Genomic DNA, 15,901 nt, shown 5'->3' with positions numbered 1-15,901 from the left:
TTGGGGGCTGATCGCCAATGTCGGCGTTGATTGAAGAAGGGCGCGCGAAGGTCAATCTGAGCCTTCGCGTGGTCGGCCGTCGTGCCGACGGCTATCATGATCTCGAAAGCGTGGTCGCGTTTGCCGACTGCGCGGACCAGCTGACGCTGGAGCCGGGCGGCGAGCTGAAGCTCGTCACCACTGGGCCGCTGGCCGCGGCCTGCGGCGACACCGCGGACAATCTCGTGGTCAAGGCGGCCAGGCTTCTGGCCGAGGCCGTGCCGAACCTGAAGCTCGGGGCCTTCGCGCTCGACAAGGTGCTTCCCGTCGCGGCCGGCATCGGCGGCGGTTCGGCCGATGCCGCGGCGGCACTGCGGCTGCTCGCACGTCTCAACAATCTCTCGCTCGACGATCCGCGCCTGCAGAAGGTTGCGCTCGCCACCGGCGCCGACGTGCCGGTGTGCCTGTTCTCGCGCGCCTGCGACATGACCGGCGTCGGCGAGCAGCTCCTGCCGCTGGCGCTGCCGAGCATGCCCTGCGTGATGGTCAATCCGCGCGTGCCTGTTGCCACCAAGGACGTGTTCCAGGCGCTGGGCCTGCGCAACGGCGAACTCTTGGTCGGCGCAACGTCCGTTCTCGACGCTCCGGCGTGGCCCGAAGAGGGTGAGTCGATCGCCGATTGGGTCGACGTTCTCGAAACCGTGGCCAACGATCTCGAAGCCCCTGCGTTGCGGATCGAGCCCGTGATCGGCGAGGTGCTGGAAGCCTTGCGTGACTCCGCCGGCGTCAAGCTTGCCCGCATGTCCGGCTCCGGCGCGACGTGCTTTGCGATCTACGGCGCAGCGAACGAGGCGCATGCCGCCGCGGAAAAGATCCGGCGCGACCACCCCGGCTGGTGGGTGCATGCGGGGACGTTGAGCTAGGTTTTTCCTCGGCCGCGATACGTAGCCCGGATGGAGCGAAGCGCAATCCGGGATTCTTCCGCCGCGGCGTCCCGGATTGCACTACGATCGCTACCTTGCCAGCGCCAGATAGCCACTGATGGTCACGATCGACGTGATCGTCGATGCCAGAATGACATCGGACGTCATCGCCGCCTCGCGCTTGTAAAACTCCGCCAGCATGAACGGGCCCGTACCGGTCGGGAGCGCGGCCAGCAGCACGGCTGCATGCGTGAGTAGCGGGGAGAGGCCGAACACGGCGGTCGCCATCACCCAGGTGATAGCCGGCTGAAGCACGAGCTTGAAGCTCACGAGCAGCGCCGCCGATCCGACGTTCGTTTCCGAACTCTCGCGCCTGGTCGCAAGGAACAACCCGAGTGCAACAAGGGCGCAGGGTGAGGCCGCACCCCCCAGGAGTTTCAGGAAGCTTTCGGCGGCATCGGGCACGCTGAGACCGGTGACCGGAACGATCGCAGCCACGGCGGGAGCGACGAGCAGCGGATTGCGCAGCAGGGAGCCGCCGACCTTGGTGACGAGGTGCCTGCGCCGCTTCTCGGTCTGCAGCCCGGTCTCGATCAGCACGATCGCGATCGCAAAGAGCACGCAGACCGTGATGATCGTGGCAATCAGCGTCGGCGCCAGCGCCTCGCGGCCGAGCGCCGCGAGCGCAAGCGGGAAACCGACGAAACCGGTGTTGGCGTAGCCGGCATTGAGCGCGTCGATGGCAGCGTCGGCGAGATGGCGCGGGCGGCGCAGCCGAACGGCGATGGTCAGGCAGAACACCAGCGCCGCGCCGATGCCGAAGGCGGCGATGAAGCGCGGTTGCCAGACCTCGGCCCATTGCGCGTGGGCGACGATGTCGAACAGCAGAGCGGGAAGGGCGAGATAGACGACGAAGCGGTTCAGCTCGCCGGTGGCATGCGGGCCGAGGACGCCGATCCGCCGGGCCAGCCAGCCGGCGAAGATGAGCGCGAAAATGGGGAGGACGGCCGCGAGGGTGGAGAGCATCGGGAAACCAGGCATTGGAGGGACGAATTAGCCCTATCCAATCCAATCGATGTCATCCAATACTGATTGCTGCACTGCTTCATACCTTTTCGGTATAAAATGATCGACATCAGACAGATGCGCTACTTCGTGGCCGTCGCCGAGACGTTGCATTTCGGCCGTGCTGCCGAGCGCCTCCACATCAGCCAGCCGCCGCTCAGCCGGCAGATCGCGGCCCTGGAGAAGGAACTCGGGGTTCGCCTGTTCGACCGCCAGTCGCGGCGTGCGACGCTGACGCCAGCGGGCCGGCGCTTCCTGGAGGACGCGCGGGTGGTGCTGATCGGTTTCGATCAGGCCTGCCAGAACGCGCGCATGGCCGAGCGGGGCGAAATCGGCGAACTCTCGGTCGGCTTCATGATGCACGCGGCCTACACGGTTCTGCCGGGTCTGACGCGGCGCTACATGGCGAGCCATCCCGGCGTGCGCGTCGAGCTGCGCGAGGTGATCCCGGGAACCCTCGGCGACGCGGTGCTGACCGGGCGCTTCGATGCCGCGATCCTGTTCGATCCCGGTCCCGTGCGCGGTCTTGCGACGCAAGTCATCTTTCGTGAGCCGCTCAGCCTTGCGGTGCACGTCAGTCATCCGCTCGCCGCGCGGAAGGCGGTATCTGCGGGGCAGCTCAATGGTGAAGCCTTCATCGCCGCGCCGGCCGAAGTCGCGCCGAGGCTGCGCCAGTCGATCGCCGGCTATTGTCGTTCGGGCGGGTTCGAGCCGACGTTCAGGCTCGAAGTCGAACTGCAGCAGACCATCGTCAGCCTCGTGGCGGAGAATCTCGGCATTGCGCTGATACCGCGGTCGATGGCGAAGCTCGGAATTGCAAACCTGGCCTTCCGCGATCTCGAAGATGCGCCGATCATCGAGCACGTCGTCGCATGGCGGCCGGGCAATCTCAATCCGGCGCTGGCGCCATTTCTGGCGGAAGCGCACAGCGATGTCGCGGCTGGTCTGGATTAGCCCTCGGCCAGCCCGAGAAACCGCAGGATCTCACTCAAGACCTCTTCCGGTTTGTCATGCTGCAGCCAGTGTCCGGCGCCGGCGATGGTTTCGATGCGCGCCTGCGGGAAGTAGCGCTCCAGGCCCGCAGCCTTGGCGCCGGCGAGAAAACTTTCACCGGCATTGAGCAGCAGCGTCGGGCAGGCAATGCGCGACCACAGCGCGACGTGATCGTCCGGCCAGAGCCGGTGCGGCGCAGAGGCGCGCTGGTAGGGATCGAACTTCCAGCTATAGGTGCCGTCCTCGTTCCGCCGCGAGCCGTGCGTTGCAAGATGCAGCGCGAGGTCGCGGGCGAGGCGCTTGTTGTGAAGCACCATCTGCGCGGCCGCGTCTTCGAGGGTCGAATAGCGGCGCGGCGTGCGGTCGTGCAGCCTGTCGAGCTGGCTGACCCATTTGCTGATGCGCTCATGCGTCGGCGCTTTGGGGGTGTCCGGCAACATGGTGACGCCGTCGAGGACGACGAGCTTCGTGACCAGCTCGGGGAACGATCCTGAAAAGATCAGGCTCACCATGCCGCCCATGGAATGACCGATGAGAGTCACTTGAGGCGCTGCGATGCTGCGAATGAGCTGGGCGAGATCGTAGACATACTCGGTCAGCGCGTAGCTGCCGCCCTTGGTCCAGTCGGAATCGCCATGACCGCGCAGGTCGGGCGCGAGCACGTGAAAATGCGGCTGAAGCGAGCGGGCGATGGCGTCCCAGCTCCGGCAATGATCGCGGCCGCCATGGACCAGGATGGCGACGGGCGCGCCGTGATTGCCCCAATCGGCATAGTGCAGCCGCAGGCCGTGGGACTCGTAAGTGCGACTTTGCGGGGCGAGCATCGGGCGCCGATCCTTCGAAATGCCGGACGAGATAACAGCACGACTGGAGTAGCCTGCTGCCGGCCATTCCACAAGCAAGCCGCAGGTCACGGGCGCTTCGGCGGCGAGCTCGTGCCGGCTAGGCGGCGCATAGCGCGTCGGCGCTGCCGGGTCTTGCGCATCTTCGCGTCGTGACAGCGACGCGCGGTGCGCGACAACGACCTTGTCAGGAGGCGATAACGCGACCAGGACATCATCCTCATCGAACTCTCCATCGCAACAACCATGGGTGAGCCGCGAGCGATGGGTCGTTCGAATTCCACGCGTTACATCTTGGTCATTACGGGTCGGAAAGTCTTTCGGGCCGATGGCGACAATGTTGCGCGCACGCCGTCATCGCGAGCGGATCGGCCTCATCGAAATCGTTCATCGGTATTAAACCTGCGTAAGGCGCCGAACGCAGGACGCACTCGTCGCCTCCAACGGATGTTAGGAGGTGAACATCATGAAACTTGTATCTGCGTTTGTCGGCCTTGCCGCGCTTGGCGGGGTCACGCTGTCGAGCGGGGCTGCGTCAGCAGCACCGATCGAGGTACCTACCGGCTATGTCTGCAATGAATGGGGCCATTGCTGGCAACGCCACTACCATGGAGGCTACGACGATCCGCACTACTGGGGTGGTTACGGCTGGCACCATCATTGGGGTGACGGCTGGCGCTGGCATCATTGGGCTCGCTGGCACCGCTGGCATCATTGGCACCACTGGTGAAATCTGAGAAAGGGGCTTCGGCCCCTTTCTTTCTTCGGCTATCGCGTCGCCGGCGAGGCTGCCTGTCTCGTCACAGCCGTCAGATTCATGGTCAGCATGACGCCAGGTTTCGGAAGCTCCTGCACGGCAAACACGGTACGAGCGGGCCGGTGCTCCCCCATCATCTCGACATAGGCTGCGTTCATCGCGTCGAAATCCGACATGTGCTTGAGAAATACGTTGATGTGGGTGACGTGGTTGAGGTCGGAGTCCACCGCAGCCAGCATCGCCTCGAACGATCTGAAGATTTGCCGCGTCTGGGAGGCGACATCGGAGCCGGCCAGCTGTCCCGTCTCCGGATCGAAGCCCGCGGTCCCGCCGATCCAGATGTGTTCGCTGACCCTGGCAACGTGATTATAGGGTCCGATCGGTTTTGGCGTGTTCGGTGGAGTTAGCGTTTCTACCCGTGATGTCATCGTCGACCTCGCTCCATGGATCGCCTTCCAATGTACAATGGAAGATGGAGCAAGCGCATCTGCCAACCTTCGCTAGCCCTGCACCGGCCGCCGCGCCAGCGCGAGCGAGAGGCCAAGGCCGGCGATGAAGACGCCCGAGCCCTGTGTGAGACGCCGCATCAGATGCGGCCTGCCAATCAGCTGCGTGCGCGTTGCAGTTGCCATCAGCACCACAACGACATCGGCGAGCGTGTTCAGGATCACCGAGATCGCGCCGAGCACGATGAATTGCAGCGTGGGGCTCGTCCCCGCGGGATCGAGGAACTGCGGAATGAAGGCGAGGAAGAATGCAGCGGTCTTCGGGTTCAGCGCCTCGACCAGCACGCCGTCGCGGAACGCGCGCCTGTCGCCGACGGGCTCGCTCTCCAGCGAGAGCGCGCGGCCGGCGCTGCGGAAGGTCTTGATGCCGAGCCAGACCAGATAGAGCGCGCCGATGAATTTCACGACGGCAAACAGCTCCGCACTGGCAAGGATGATCGCGGAGATGCCGAGGCTGCCCGCGACGACATGAACCAGCCCGCCCAGCGCCGTGCCCGCAGTTGACGCAAAGCCGCTGGCGCGCCCCTCCGACAAGGTCCGTGCCGCGACGTAGAAGATGCCGGGGCCGGGAACGGCGGCAATGAGACACGCTGCGGCCAGGAACAGCCAGAAATTCGTTTCGATCATCCCGGTTTGGTAACGAAGCGTGCCGCGATTGCAAGGCCTCTTGTTCAGCCCATCCGGCGGAAGATCACGCTGGCATTCACCCCGCCGAAGCCAAATCCGTTGGAGATGGCGTTGAGCATCGGCATCGGCCGCGCGCTGCCTGCGACGATGTCGATGCCATCAGCGCCGGGATCTGCGTTTTCGAAATTGCGCGTCGGCGGCGCGACCTGGTCGCGCAAGGCGAGGACGGTGAAGATCGCCTCGAGGCCGCCGGCGGCGCCGAGCAGATGGCCGGTGGCCGATTTGGTCGCGCTCACCGCGATGCCGCGGTTGCGGCCGAACAGCGCGGCGATCGCGCCGAGCTCGCTTTCGTCGCCGGCCGGCGTCGACGTCGCATGCGCGTTCAGATGCTGCAAATCCGCGGGCGCGAGCTTCGCCTGGCGGAGCGCGATCTCCATCGCACGGCGGGCGCCGTTGCCGTCGGGCGGGCCCGACGTCATGTGATAGGCGTCCGCCGTCGTGCCGTAGCCCACGATTTCCGCAATCGGGGAGGCGCCGCGCGCCAGCGCGTGCTCCAGCTCCTCGATCACCAGGATGCCCGCGCCTTCGCCCATGACAAAGCCGTCGCGGTCGCGATCGAACGGGCGCGAGGCGCGCGCGGGCTCGTTGTTGAATCCGCTCGACAGCGCGCGGGCCGCGGCAAAGCCGCCAATGCTGACGATATCGATGCAGGCTTCCGCGCCGCCGCAGATCGCGACATCGGCTTCGCCTGCGCGGATCATGCGCGCGGCATCGCCGATCGCCTGGACGCCGGCGGCACAGGCGGTGACCGGTGTGCCCAGCGCACCCTTGTAGCCGTATTTGATCGAGACGTGGCCGGCGGCGAGATTGGCGAGAAACGAGGGGATGGTGAAGGGCGAGAGCCGGCGCGCGCCGCGCTGCTCGGTGATGCGCACCGCCTCCGCCATTGCCGGGAAGCCGCCGACGCCGGAAGCGATGATCGTCGCGGTGCGTTCCTGTGCGCTCGCGTCCTGCGGCACCCATTTGGCCTGCGCGACCGCCTCTGCGGTCGCGAGCAGCGCGAACAGGATGAAGCGGTCCATCTTGCGCTGGTCTTTTGGCGCGGCGGCTTGCGCGGGGTCGAAGCCGCCTTCGGCATCGTCGGCCTTGTCGGGCACGCGACCGGCAATACGCGCGGGCAGCGCCTGCGACCATTCCGGCAGAGGGCGCAGCCCGCTCTGGCCGGCGAGCAGCCGGCGCCAGGACAGTTCAACACTGCAGCCGAGCGGCGACACCGCCCCCATTCCCGTCACGACGATACGACGCATGTCAGTCTCCAGCCGGCGCAACGGCCGGGTTCATGGCTTTGAGCGAGCCGAGCCGCTTGCGCATCCCGCGACTGGCGCGGGGACCTGGGACGACGACCGCATTTGCGAGGGTGATCGGACGCATGTCGGCGGCATCGACCACGATCGGATCGAACGGGCGAGCGTCGCTCCGATTCGCCAGCACGATGGATTCGCCCCTGGGCGCGAGATGCCTGTTGCCGAAGGCCAGCAGCGCCACGATCACAGGGAAGAAATCCCGCGCCTTCTGCGTCAGCACGTATTCGTACCGCGGCGGCCGTTCATGATAGCGGCGGCGGACGAACATGCCGCTCTCGGTGAGATGGGCAAGGCGCCGCGAGAGGATGTTCGGCGCGATGCCGAGGCTTTGCGAGAATTCGTCGAATTTTGTCGCGCCCTGGAAGGCATCCCGCAAGATCAGGATGCTCCACCATTCGCCGACCGTCTCTACGGCGCGGCCGACCGGGCATTCCAGGATGGAGGGGGATTTCGGCTGCATGGCTGGAGCGTAGGTCAGTGGCTTGCAAAATGCAAGTTACTGGCTGAGCAGCAGCGGGTGTGGACGAGTGTTTGGCGAGAACGCCGTGGTCGGGTTCGTGGTGGGATGTACGGCAGGGACCTGCGCAAATGCTCTCGTGCCCCGGACGCAGCGCAGCAGCGTTTTCACGCTGCAGCGCGTCCGGGACAAGAGAGGGAATGCGCCGTTGCCTGGCTCTCCGTCATTGCGAGCGTAGCGAAGCAATTCAGAGTCTCGCCGCGGTGACGGACTGGATTGCTTCGCTGCGCTCGCAATGACGATGTTGATGCAGCGTGCGCATATCCGTCACCGTCACCCTGAGGCGCCGGAGCGTAGCGGAGGCCTCGAAGGGCGGCGGCCCGGCTGCATCCGGGCCGTTCATCCTTCGAGGCTCGCTACGCGAGCGCCTCAGGATGACGGGGCTAATAGTGGTGCGGAAGCGGAGCGCTAAGCCGTCTCGCTCAGTGCGACCGGGCCAGACAGAACGCGACCACCTGCTCCAGCGCGCTCTTCATCGGCGAGGACGGGAACAGCGCCAGCGCGTCGACGGCCATCGCACCGTAGTGCTGGGCGCGGCTGAGCGTATCTTCCAGCGCGCGGTGCTTGTTCATCAGGCCGATGGCATGGTCGAGGTCGGTGTCGCCGATCTCACCGCGCTCCAGCGCGCGGATCCAGAAGGCGCGCTCAGTGTCATTGCCGCGGCGGAAGGCGAGCACGACCGGCAGCGTGATCTTGCCCTCGCGGAAATCGTCGCCGGTGTTCTTGCCGAGCTTGGCGCTCTTGCCGCCATAGTCGAGCACATCGTCGACGAGCTGGAAGGCGATGCCGAGATTCATGCCGACCGAGCGGCAGGCGGTCTGCTCCGCCTTCGGGCGGTTGGCGATGACGGGGCCGACCTCGCAGGCGGCCGCGAACAGCTCCGCGGTCTTGCCACGGATCACGGCGAGATATTCGTCCTCGGTGGTGGCGGTGTTCTTGGCGGCGGCAAGCTGCATCACCTCGCCCTCGGCGATGGTGGCGGCGGCCGCGGAGAGGATGTCGAGCGCGCGGAGCGAGCCGACCTCGACCATCATGCGGAACGCCTGGCCGAGCAGGAAGTCGCCGACCAGCACGCTCGCCTCGTTGCCCCAGAGCATGCGCGCCGACAGCTTGCCGCGGCGCATCTCGCTCTCGTCGACCACGTCGTCGTGAAGGAGCGTTGCGGTATGCATGAATTCGACGGAGGCAGCGAGCTTGATGTGGCCGTCGCCGGTGTAGCCGGCGAGGTTGGCCATGGCGAGCGTCAGCATCGGGCGCAGGCGCTTGCCGCCGGAGGAGATGAGGTGGTTGGCGACCTCCGGGATCATGGTGACCTCGGAGCCCGTCCGCGACAGGATCGTGGCGTTGACGCGCTCCATGTCACCGGCGACAAGGGCAACCAGCTGTTCGATCGACGCGCCGGGAGTTTCGAAAGGTACGATGACGGCCACGCCGGTCTCCAATATTTGCCCCGGAGGGGCTATTCTGATGCAAATACAATAGAAACTGGCAGCGGATGCGGCAAGTGCCGCGGAACCATTGACATTTGCCGCTTTAGCCCCTTTCAGGCAGGAGACCTGCGTTTTGCGTGAACTGGTTCGGACCAACGACATGGTGCTGGTGTCGGCGATCGGCGCGCTGCTCGACGGCGCCAACATCCATCATCTGGTGCTGGACCAGAACATGAGCATTATCGAGGGCTCGCTGGGTATCCTGCCGCGGCGGATCCTGGTCCATGAGGACGACGCCCAGGAGGCCAGGGAACTCCTCACCGAGGCGGGCCTCAGCCATGAACTGCGCGGCGATGATTGAGGCCGCGGCAGAAATTACCGAGGACGCCTTTCTCGGCGGGCAGTTGCGGCTGAAGCAAAAGCGCTCTGGCCACCGCGCCGGCCACGACGCCATCCTGCTCGCGGCGGCGACGGAAGCGCGGGCGGGCGACCGTGTCGTCGATCTCGGCGCCGGCATCGGCGCGGCTGGGCTGGCGCTCGCCCGGCGCGTGGCTGGCATCAGCCTCAGCCTGGTCGAGATCGATCCGGAACTGGCCGAGCTTGCGCGCGCCAATGCGGTGGCGAATGCGATTGCTGCCGAGACGATTGTGCTCGACGTCACGGCGGACGCGCAGGCGTTTGCGGCAAATGGCCTCGTGCCCGACAGCGCCGACCTGGTGCTGATGAACCCGCCCTTCAACGATCCCGCACGCCATCGCGGTTCGCCCGATCAGGCGCGCCGGACCGCGCATGTTGCGAGCGAGGAGACGCTGAATGCATGGGTGCATGCGGCACGGCGCATCCTCCGATCGGATGGCGCGCTGACCTTGATCTGGCGCGCCGATGGAATCGCGGAGGTTTTGGCAGCGCTGTCACGTGGCTTCGGCAGCCTGTCGATCCTGGCGGTTCATGGCGAGGCGGGACGACCCGCGATCCGCGTGCTGGTGCGCGCGGTCAAAGGCGGCCGAGCGCCGACGCGACTGCTGCCGGGCCTCATGCTCAACGACGAGTCAGGCGTGCCTAAAAATCAGGTGACGGAGATTCTGGAGGGAAGGGCGCTCTTGCCGCTGGCGGAGCCGCGACGACTTACTGCGGAAGCGATTCCGACTGCTGCTCTTGCGGGGTCGTCAGACGGATCGCCATGAACAGCGCACCGACCAGCAGCAACAGCAGATAGATTTTCATGGTGTTCTCCGCTGCCTCATTGCAGCTTCCCAACGGGGAATCTGCAAAACACGTTCCGGGCACTTCCAATGACAGTCGCGTGATAAGAAATGGTTAAGCAGAGGTAACGGCATGGCCGAACAATTGAACGATCGTGAGGGTTCCGGCCTGGCCGACAAGCTCATGCAATATCTGCCGGCGCGCTTCCGTCCCGGCACGGCAGTGGTGCCGGTGGTGCGCCTGTCCGGTGTGATCGGTGCGGTGACGCCGCTGCGCCCGGGCATGACGCTTGCGGGCGTCGCGCGGGTGCTGGAGCGGGCGTTTTCGTACCGGAACGCCAAGGCGGTGGCGCTGGTGATCAATTCGCCCGGCGGCTCGCCGGTGCAGTCGCGCCAGATCTATCTGCGCATCAAGCAGCTCGCGGCGGAGAAGAAGCTGCCCGTGCTGGTGTTCGTCGAGGACGTCGCGGCGTCCGGCGGCTACATGATCGCCTGCGCCGGCGACGAGATCATCTGCGATCCGTCCTCCATCCTCGGCTCGATCGGCGTGGTCGGCGGCAGTTTTGGTTTCCAGGAGGCGATCAAGCGGCTCGGCATCGAGCGGCGGCTCTACACGGCCGGCGCGCACAAGGCGATGCTCGATCCGTTCCTCCCGGAAAACCCCGACGACGTGGCGAGGCTGAAGGCGCTCCAGCGCGAGATCCACCAGATCTTCATCGCGCTGGTGAAGGAGAGCCGCGGCGCGCGGCTGAAGGGCGCCGACGACACGCTGTTCACCGGCGAATACTGGGCCGGCGAGAGTTCGATCGCGCTGGGGCTCGCTGACGGCATCGGCGATCTCCGCTCAACTCTTCGTGCCCGCTACGGCGAGAAGGTTCTCACCCCCGTGATTGCGCAGCCGACCGGTCTGCTCTCGGGCCTTTTGGGGCGGAAATCGCCCGGTGCGGGCCAGCTTTCGGCCATGGAATCAATGGCCGGCCTGCCGGACGAGCTGATCTCGGCGGTCGAGACGCGGGCGATTTGGGCGAAATTCGGGTTCTAGGCGACGCCCTGCCGCGCCATTTGGTCCGGGCCGAGCCAATTGCGGCGCGGCCCGGTCTGCGCAAGAATGTCTGTGGGGGCTGAGCACTAGACAAGGATCGACCGATGCCGCCGTTTGTCGCTTTCGCGGGCGTCCTGGGCGGGCTTGCCGTGGTCCGCTGGGCCTACAAGACCGCTGTCCGGATCAACCATGAGCTGGAGGAGATGCGCCTGTCGCGCGTCGCTGAAGCCGCCCATGCCGGGGATATTCAGAAGCTGAAACGTGACCCAGTGACCGGAGCGTATCGGCCCGGCTAGGTAGCGCCACTCGCGTCATGCCCAGGCTTGTCCCGGGCATCCACGTTCTTCGTACCGCGACCAAGGTCGTGGATGGCCGGGACATAGGCGAGCGGAAGCGACGCCGTCTTTCAGACGGCTATGCCCGGCCATGACGGAGCACAGGGCCGCTTTCCGGGCCCCCTTTGCCTTGATTCCCATCCCCGCCGTCGATACGGTCCCGCGCGATTCAAAACCCCCCGCGAGAGCCTGATCTGACGATGGACGCCTCATTGCCCGCCCATATGCGCCCGGAACGCTCGTTCCAGGGCTTCATCCTCGCGCTCCAGCGGTTCTGGGCCGAGCAGGGCTGCGTGATCCTGCAGCCCTACGACATGGAGATGGGCGCAGGCACCTTCCATCCGGCGACCACGCTGCGCGCGCTTGGGCCAAAGCCCTGGAACGCCGCCTATGTGCAGCCCTCGCGTCGGCCCAAGGACGGCCGCTACGGTGAGAATCCGAACCGGATGCAGCACTACTACCAGTTCCAGGTGATCATGAAGCCGTCGCCGCCGAATCTTCAGGAGCTGTACCTGAAGTCGCTCGCCGCGATCGGCATCGATTCCGCCGTGCACGACATCCGCTTCGTCGAGGACGATTGGGAGAGCCCGACGCTGGGCGCCTGGGGCCTGGGGTGGGAATGCTGGTGCGACGGCATGGAAGTCAGCCAGTTCACCTATTTCCAGCAGGTCGCGGGTTTTGAATGCGCGCCTGTTGCCGGCGAGCTCACCTACGGGCTCGAGCGCCTCGCGATGTATGTGCAGGGCGTCGACCGCGTCTACGACCTCAACTTCAACGGCCGCGAGGGCGACGCCAAGGTGACCTATGGCGACGTGTTCCTGCAGGCCGAGCGTGAATATTCGAAGCACAATTTCGAAGTCGCCGACACCGCGATGCTGTTTGAGCAGTTCAAGATGGCGGAAGCCGCGTGCCGGAAGTACCTCGACGCCGGCTGGCAAAATAATTCAGAGTCCGGCAAGCGCGAGGCGCACCTGATGGCGCTGCCGGCCTATGACCAGTGCGTCAAGGCGAGCCACGTCTTCAACCTGCTCGATGCGCGCGGCGTGATCTCCGTGACCGAGCGGCAGAGCTACATTCTTCGCGTGCGCGAGCTGGCCAAGGCCTGCGGCGAAGCGTGGATCCATACTGAAGCGGGCGGAGCGGCCTGATGCCCGATCTTTTGCTTGAACTGTTCTCGGAAGAAATCCCCGCGCGCATGCAGGCCAAGGCGGCCGACGATCTGCGCCGCATGGTCACCGACAAGCTGGTCGCCGAGGGCCTGGTCTATGAGGGCGCGAAAGCGTTCGCGACACCGCGCCGCCTTGCGCTCACCGTGCACGGCATCCCCGCGCGCCAGCCCGACCTGAAGACCGAACGCCGCGGTCCGAAAATGGGCGCGCCCGATGCGGCCGTGCAGGGTTTTCTGAAAGCGACGGGTTTGAATTCGCTCGACGAAGCCAAGATCCAGCGCGACCCGAAGGGCGACTTCTACATCGCGCTGATCGAAAAGCCCGGCCGCGACGCGATCGACGTGCTCGCCGAGATTCTGCCGGTCATCATCCGCACCTTCCCCTGGCCGAAATCGATGCGCTGGGGCGCGCGCTCCGGAAAACCGGGATCGCTGAGCTGGGTGCGTCCGCTGCACGCGATCACCGCGACGTTCGGGCCCGAAACGGAAGATCCCGATGTCGTCAAATTCTCGATCGACGGCATCGAGACAGGCCAGACCACCTACGGTCATCGCTTCATGGCGCCGGCGGCGATCAACGTACGCCGCTTCGAGGACTACGAAGCGAAGCTGAAGGCCGCCAAAGTCATCCTCGATCCGCAGGCGCGCAAGGACATCATCTTCGCTGACGCCAAGGAGCTGACGTTCGCGCAAGGGTTCGAGCTGGTCGAGGATCAGGTGCTGCTCGACGAGGTTTCGGGCCTCGTCGAATGGCCCGTCGTCATGATGGGCTCGTTCGAGCCGGAATATCTCGCGATCCCGGAAGAGGTGATTCGCGCCACCATCCGCAACAACCAGAAGTGCTTTGTCGTCAGGGATGCCAAGACGGGCAAGCTGACCAACAAGTTTGTCCTCACCGCCAATATCGAGGCGCCCGACGGTGGCAAGACCATCGTCGCCGGCAACGAACGCGTGATCCGCCCGCGCCTGTCGGATGCGAAGTTCTTCTACGAGACGGACCTCAAGACCAGGCTTGAGGACCGGCTGCCGAAGTTCGAGCAGATCGTGTTCCATGAGAAGCTTGGAACTCAGGCCGCGCGGATCAAGCGCATCGAACGTCTCGCCGCCGAGATCGCGCCGCTCGTCGGCGCCGATGTCGCCAAGGCAACGCGCGCCGCGCATCTCGCCAAGGCGGACTTGCTGACGGAAGTCGTTGGCGAATTCCCGGAAGTACAGGGCCTGATGGGCAAGTACTACGCGCTGGCCCAGGGCGAGGATGCCTCTGTCGCCGCCGCGTGCGAGGAGCACTACAAGCCGCAGGGCCCGACCGATCGCGTGCCGACCGATCCGGTCAGCGTTGCGGTCGCGCTTGCAGACAAGATCGACACGCTGGTCGGCTTCTGGGCGATCGACGAGAAGCCGACCGGCAGCAAGGACCCGTATGCGCTGCGCCGTGCGGCGCTCGGTGTGATCAGGTTGATCGCTGAGAACAGCCTGCGTCTGTCGCTCATGAAGGTGGCGGCATCCGCACTCGCCGGCTTGTCGGTGAAGTCGGCCGATGCGGAGAAGCTTCCAAGCGATCTCCTCGCCTTCTTCGCTGATCGCCTCAAGGTCCAGCTCCGTGAGCAGGGTGCGCGTCACGATCTCGTCGATGCCGTGTTCGCCCTCGGTGGCCAGGACGATCTTCTTATGATCGTCCGTCGCGTCGAGGCGCTCGGCAAGTTCCTCGAGAGCGACGACGGCAAGAACCTGCTCGCCGGCATCAAACGTGCGAGCAATATCCTCGGTATCGAGGAGAAGAAGGACAAGCGCGCGTTCGACGGTGCGCCCGATGCTGCGCTCTATGGCCTCGCTGAGGAGAAGGCGCTGGCGAAGGCGATCGGCGAGGTGCAGGCGGAAGCGGGCGCCGCCGTCGCCAGGGAAGACTTTGCCGCCGCGATGAGCGCGATGGCAAAGCTGCGTCCGCCGGTCGATGCGTTCTTCGAGAAGGTTCGCGTCAACGACGACGATCCGAAGGTGCGTGAGAACAGGCTGAAGCTGCTCAACGAGATCCGCAGCGCCACGCGTGCGGTCGCGGATTTCTCGAAGATCCAGGATTGAGTTGGTCTCGTGCCCCCGGACGCAGCGCTTCTTCAGCGGTGCGCTGCAGAGCCGGGGCCCATGTTAGCCTCGTGCTCGTAGCTTCTGGGTCCCGGGTCGCGCTGCGCTTGCCCCGGGACACGAGAGCGTGCACAGACGACGCCCAAAAAAGCCCCGCCCGGCGGGGGGAGAACCGGGCGGGGCCTGATGTCCGTACTACGCGATGCGCGCCAGCCTGATTGAAGTGACACGCCGGACATCGAGTTGATCGGAAGCGTTTTCGAGCGAAGTGGATACCGGTTCGCGTGAAGAAAACGCGTTCAGACGAGAATCTAATCCATCACCTCGACGACGCGCCGCGAGCGCGGCTCGACCAGCACGGTTGCGCCGTTTACGACGGTGTAGCGGTAGGTGGTGGCGCCGAAACGTTGCGGCACGTCATAATAAGTGACGCCGCTTTCAGGTAAGGTGGCGCCGACCACCACGCGATCCGGGACACGGAAGGCCGGCACACGTTGCTCGACGACATATTCGCGGAATGCCGGCCTCTGTTCGACCGCAATCGTCGGGCCGCTGTCGACGACAACAGGCGCGCGGCCAACAGTGAGACCGGATTGCGCAGACGCTGCGATCGGCGAGCCGAGCGCGGCGCCAAGCGCAGCGAGGGCGAGAATCCTGTTCCGCATGGGCAACTCCTTCGAACTGATTTCAGCCGGCGCCACTGGCGCGACCGGTTGCCAATGCATGTCCCCTTCGCAATGTTCCGGGAAAAGCCCTGCCGCATCAGCGGCAATTTCGGGCAGTTTTCGCGAAGCCGGGAACCTGTTCGCGCCTTGTGCGTCTCTACCCGCGGAACCCGGTCCGGTATGATCCAGCCGCGATTCGCCTCACGTCACGGAAAGACAATTCATGCACATCACCGTCGCCCACATCTCGCCGCTTCTGTCGCTGCTTGCGGGCGTGCTCATCCTGATCATGCCGCGCCTTCTCAACCTGATCGTCGCGATCTTTCTCATCATAAATGGTGCGATCGGGCTCGGATTGTTGAAGTGGCTCCATCTCTAGGCCTTCATTTTCCGGAACTCTTCGACTT

At 65.4% G+C, this 15,901-nt stretch carries 18 protein-coding genes; 10 read left to right on the top strand and 8 right to left on the bottom strand.

Annotated elements, in window-relative coordinates; translation table 11 throughout:
- Positions 1-17 precede the first annotated feature (17 nt).
- On the top strand, positions 18-902 hold the full coding sequence (locus tag ABIA90_RS36400) for a 4-(cytidine 5'-diphospho)-2-C-methyl-D-erythritol kinase (protein WP_354120983.1): 885 nt from the start codon (positions 18-20) through the stop codon (positions 900-902).
- 90 nt (positions 903-992) lie between these two features.
- Here ABIA90_RS36400 and ABIA90_RS36395 read toward each other — a convergent pair whose 3' ends face one another.
- A complete protein-coding gene (locus tag ABIA90_RS36395) occupies positions 993-1,928 on the bottom strand; it encodes an AEC family transporter (RefSeq protein WP_354120982.1) in 936 nt (311 codons plus the stop codon).
- A 99-nt stretch (positions 1,929-2,027) separates the two neighbouring features.
- Here ABIA90_RS36395 and ABIA90_RS36390 point away from each other — a divergent pair, with 99 nt between their 5' ends.
- The gene (locus tag ABIA90_RS36390) at positions 2,028-2,921 is read left to right on the top strand and encodes a LysR family transcriptional regulator (RefSeq protein ID WP_354120981.1); all 894 of its coding nucleotides are present in this window, start codon (positions 2,028-2,030) and stop codon (positions 2,919-2,921) included.
- On the opposite strand, the gene ABIA90_RS36385 is transcribed toward ABIA90_RS36390, so the two are convergent.
- Positions 2,918-3,784: an alpha/beta fold hydrolase gene (locus ABIA90_RS36385; protein ID WP_354120980.1), complete on the bottom strand. Its 867-nt coding sequence runs from the start codon at positions 3,782-3,784 to the stop codon at positions 2,918-2,920. The genes ABIA90_RS36390 and ABIA90_RS36385 overlap by 4 nt on opposite strands.
- 484 nt (positions 3,785-4,268) lie before the next feature.
- Between ABIA90_RS36385 and ABIA90_RS36380 the strand changes: the two genes are divergently transcribed.
- A complete protein-coding gene (locus tag ABIA90_RS36380) occupies positions 4,269-4,532 on the top strand; it encodes a hypothetical protein (protein ID WP_354120979.1) in 264 nt (87 codons plus the stop codon).
- A gap of 38 nt (positions 4,533-4,570) precedes the next feature.
- Here the strand turns inward: ABIA90_RS36380 and ABIA90_RS36375 are convergent, their stop codons facing one another.
- The 5 genes from ABIA90_RS36375 to ABIA90_RS36355 all read right to left on the bottom strand — a co-directional run bounded on the left by ABIA90_RS36375 (position 4,571) and on the right by ABIA90_RS36355 (position 9,003).
- Positions 4,571-4,987: a RidA family protein gene (locus tag ABIA90_RS36375; RefSeq protein WP_354120978.1), complete on the bottom strand. Its 417-nt coding sequence runs from the start codon at positions 4,985-4,987 to the stop codon at positions 4,571-4,573.
- A gap of 72 nt (positions 4,988-5,059) precedes the next feature.
- Entirely contained in the window at positions 5,060-5,692 is a 633-nt protein-coding gene (locus tag ABIA90_RS36370) for a LysE family translocator (RefSeq protein WP_354120977.1), read from the bottom strand.
- Between the two features lie 44 nt (positions 5,693-5,736).
- Positions 5,737-6,999 carry a beta-ketoacyl-ACP synthase II gene (gene fabF, locus ABIA90_RS36365; RefSeq protein ID WP_354120976.1) on the bottom strand — a complete coding sequence of 421 codons (1,263 nt, stop codon included), beginning with the start codon at positions 6,997-6,999 and terminating at the stop codon, positions 5,737-5,739.
- 1 nt (position 7,000) lies between these two features.
- On the bottom strand, positions 7,001-7,516 hold the full coding sequence (locus ABIA90_RS36360; protein WP_354120975.1) for a winged helix-turn-helix transcriptional regulator: 516 nt from the start codon (positions 7,514-7,516) through the stop codon (positions 7,001-7,003).
- Positions 7,517-7,995: 479 nt separating this feature from the next.
- The gene (locus tag ABIA90_RS36355) at positions 7,996-9,003 is read right to left on the bottom strand and encodes a polyprenyl synthetase family protein (protein WP_354120974.1); all 1,008 of its coding nucleotides are present in this window, start codon (positions 9,001-9,003) and stop codon (positions 7,996-7,998) included.
- A 133-nt stretch (positions 9,004-9,136) separates the two neighbouring features.
- Here ABIA90_RS36355 and ABIA90_RS36350 point away from each other — a divergent pair, with 133 nt between their 5' ends.
- The 6 genes from ABIA90_RS36350 (at position 9,137) to glyS (ending at position 14,829) form a co-directional block, all read left to right on the top strand.
- Entirely contained in the window at positions 9,137-9,364 is a 228-nt protein-coding gene (locus tag ABIA90_RS36350) for a putative signal transducing protein (protein WP_014497336.1), read from the top strand.
- Positions 9,357-10,187, top strand: a complete 831-nt coding sequence (locus ABIA90_RS36345) for a tRNA1(Val) (adenine(37)-N6)-methyltransferase (RefSeq protein ID WP_354121136.1) — start codon at positions 9,357-9,359, stop codon at positions 10,185-10,187. Before ABIA90_RS36350 ends, ABIA90_RS36345 begins: the two co-directional genes overlap by 8 nt.
- 151 nt (positions 10,188-10,338) lie before the next feature.
- Complete coding sequence (locus ABIA90_RS36340; protein ID WP_166350279.1) at positions 10,339-11,247, top strand: S49 family peptidase; 909 nt, start codon at positions 10,339-10,341, stop codon at positions 11,245-11,247.
- A gap of 104 nt (positions 11,248-11,351) precedes the next feature.
- Complete coding sequence (locus ABIA90_RS36335; protein ID WP_071916131.1) at positions 11,352-11,543, top strand: hypothetical protein; 192 nt, start codon at positions 11,352-11,354, stop codon at positions 11,541-11,543.
- Positions 11,544-11,782: 239 nt separating this feature from the next.
- Complete coding sequence (locus ABIA90_RS36330) at positions 11,783-12,730, top strand: glycine--tRNA ligase subunit alpha (RefSeq protein ID WP_354120973.1); 948 nt, start codon at positions 11,783-11,785, stop codon at positions 12,728-12,730.
- Entirely contained in the window at positions 12,730-14,829 is a 2,100-nt protein-coding gene (gene glyS, locus ABIA90_RS36325) for a glycine--tRNA ligase subunit beta (protein ID WP_354120972.1), read from the top strand. The genes ABIA90_RS36330 and glyS overlap by 1 nt, the downstream gene beginning before the upstream one ends.
- Positions 14,830-15,140: 311 nt before the next feature.
- Here the strand turns inward: glyS and ABIA90_RS36320 are convergent, their stop codons facing one another.
- Complete coding sequence (locus ABIA90_RS36320) at positions 15,141-15,494, bottom strand: DUF1236 domain-containing protein (protein ID WP_038944551.1); 354 nt, start codon at positions 15,492-15,494, stop codon at positions 15,141-15,143.
- A gap of 223 nt (positions 15,495-15,717) precedes the next feature.
- Here ABIA90_RS36320 and ABIA90_RS36315 point away from each other — a divergent pair, with 223 nt between their 5' ends.
- Positions 15,718-15,873, top strand: a complete 156-nt coding sequence (locus ABIA90_RS36315; protein ID WP_014497329.1) for a DUF3096 domain-containing protein — start codon at positions 15,718-15,720, stop codon at positions 15,871-15,873.
- Positions 15,874-15,901: the final 28 nt, after the last annotated feature.

Source organism: Bradyrhizobium sp. LA6.8, from assembly GCF_040547935.1.
Classification (GTDB): domain Bacteria; phylum Pseudomonadota; class Alphaproteobacteria; order Rhizobiales; family Xanthobacteraceae; genus Bradyrhizobium; species Bradyrhizobium barranii.
Note: the sequence above shows the minus strand (reverse complement) of the source record. Positions and strands in the feature narration are given on the sequence as shown.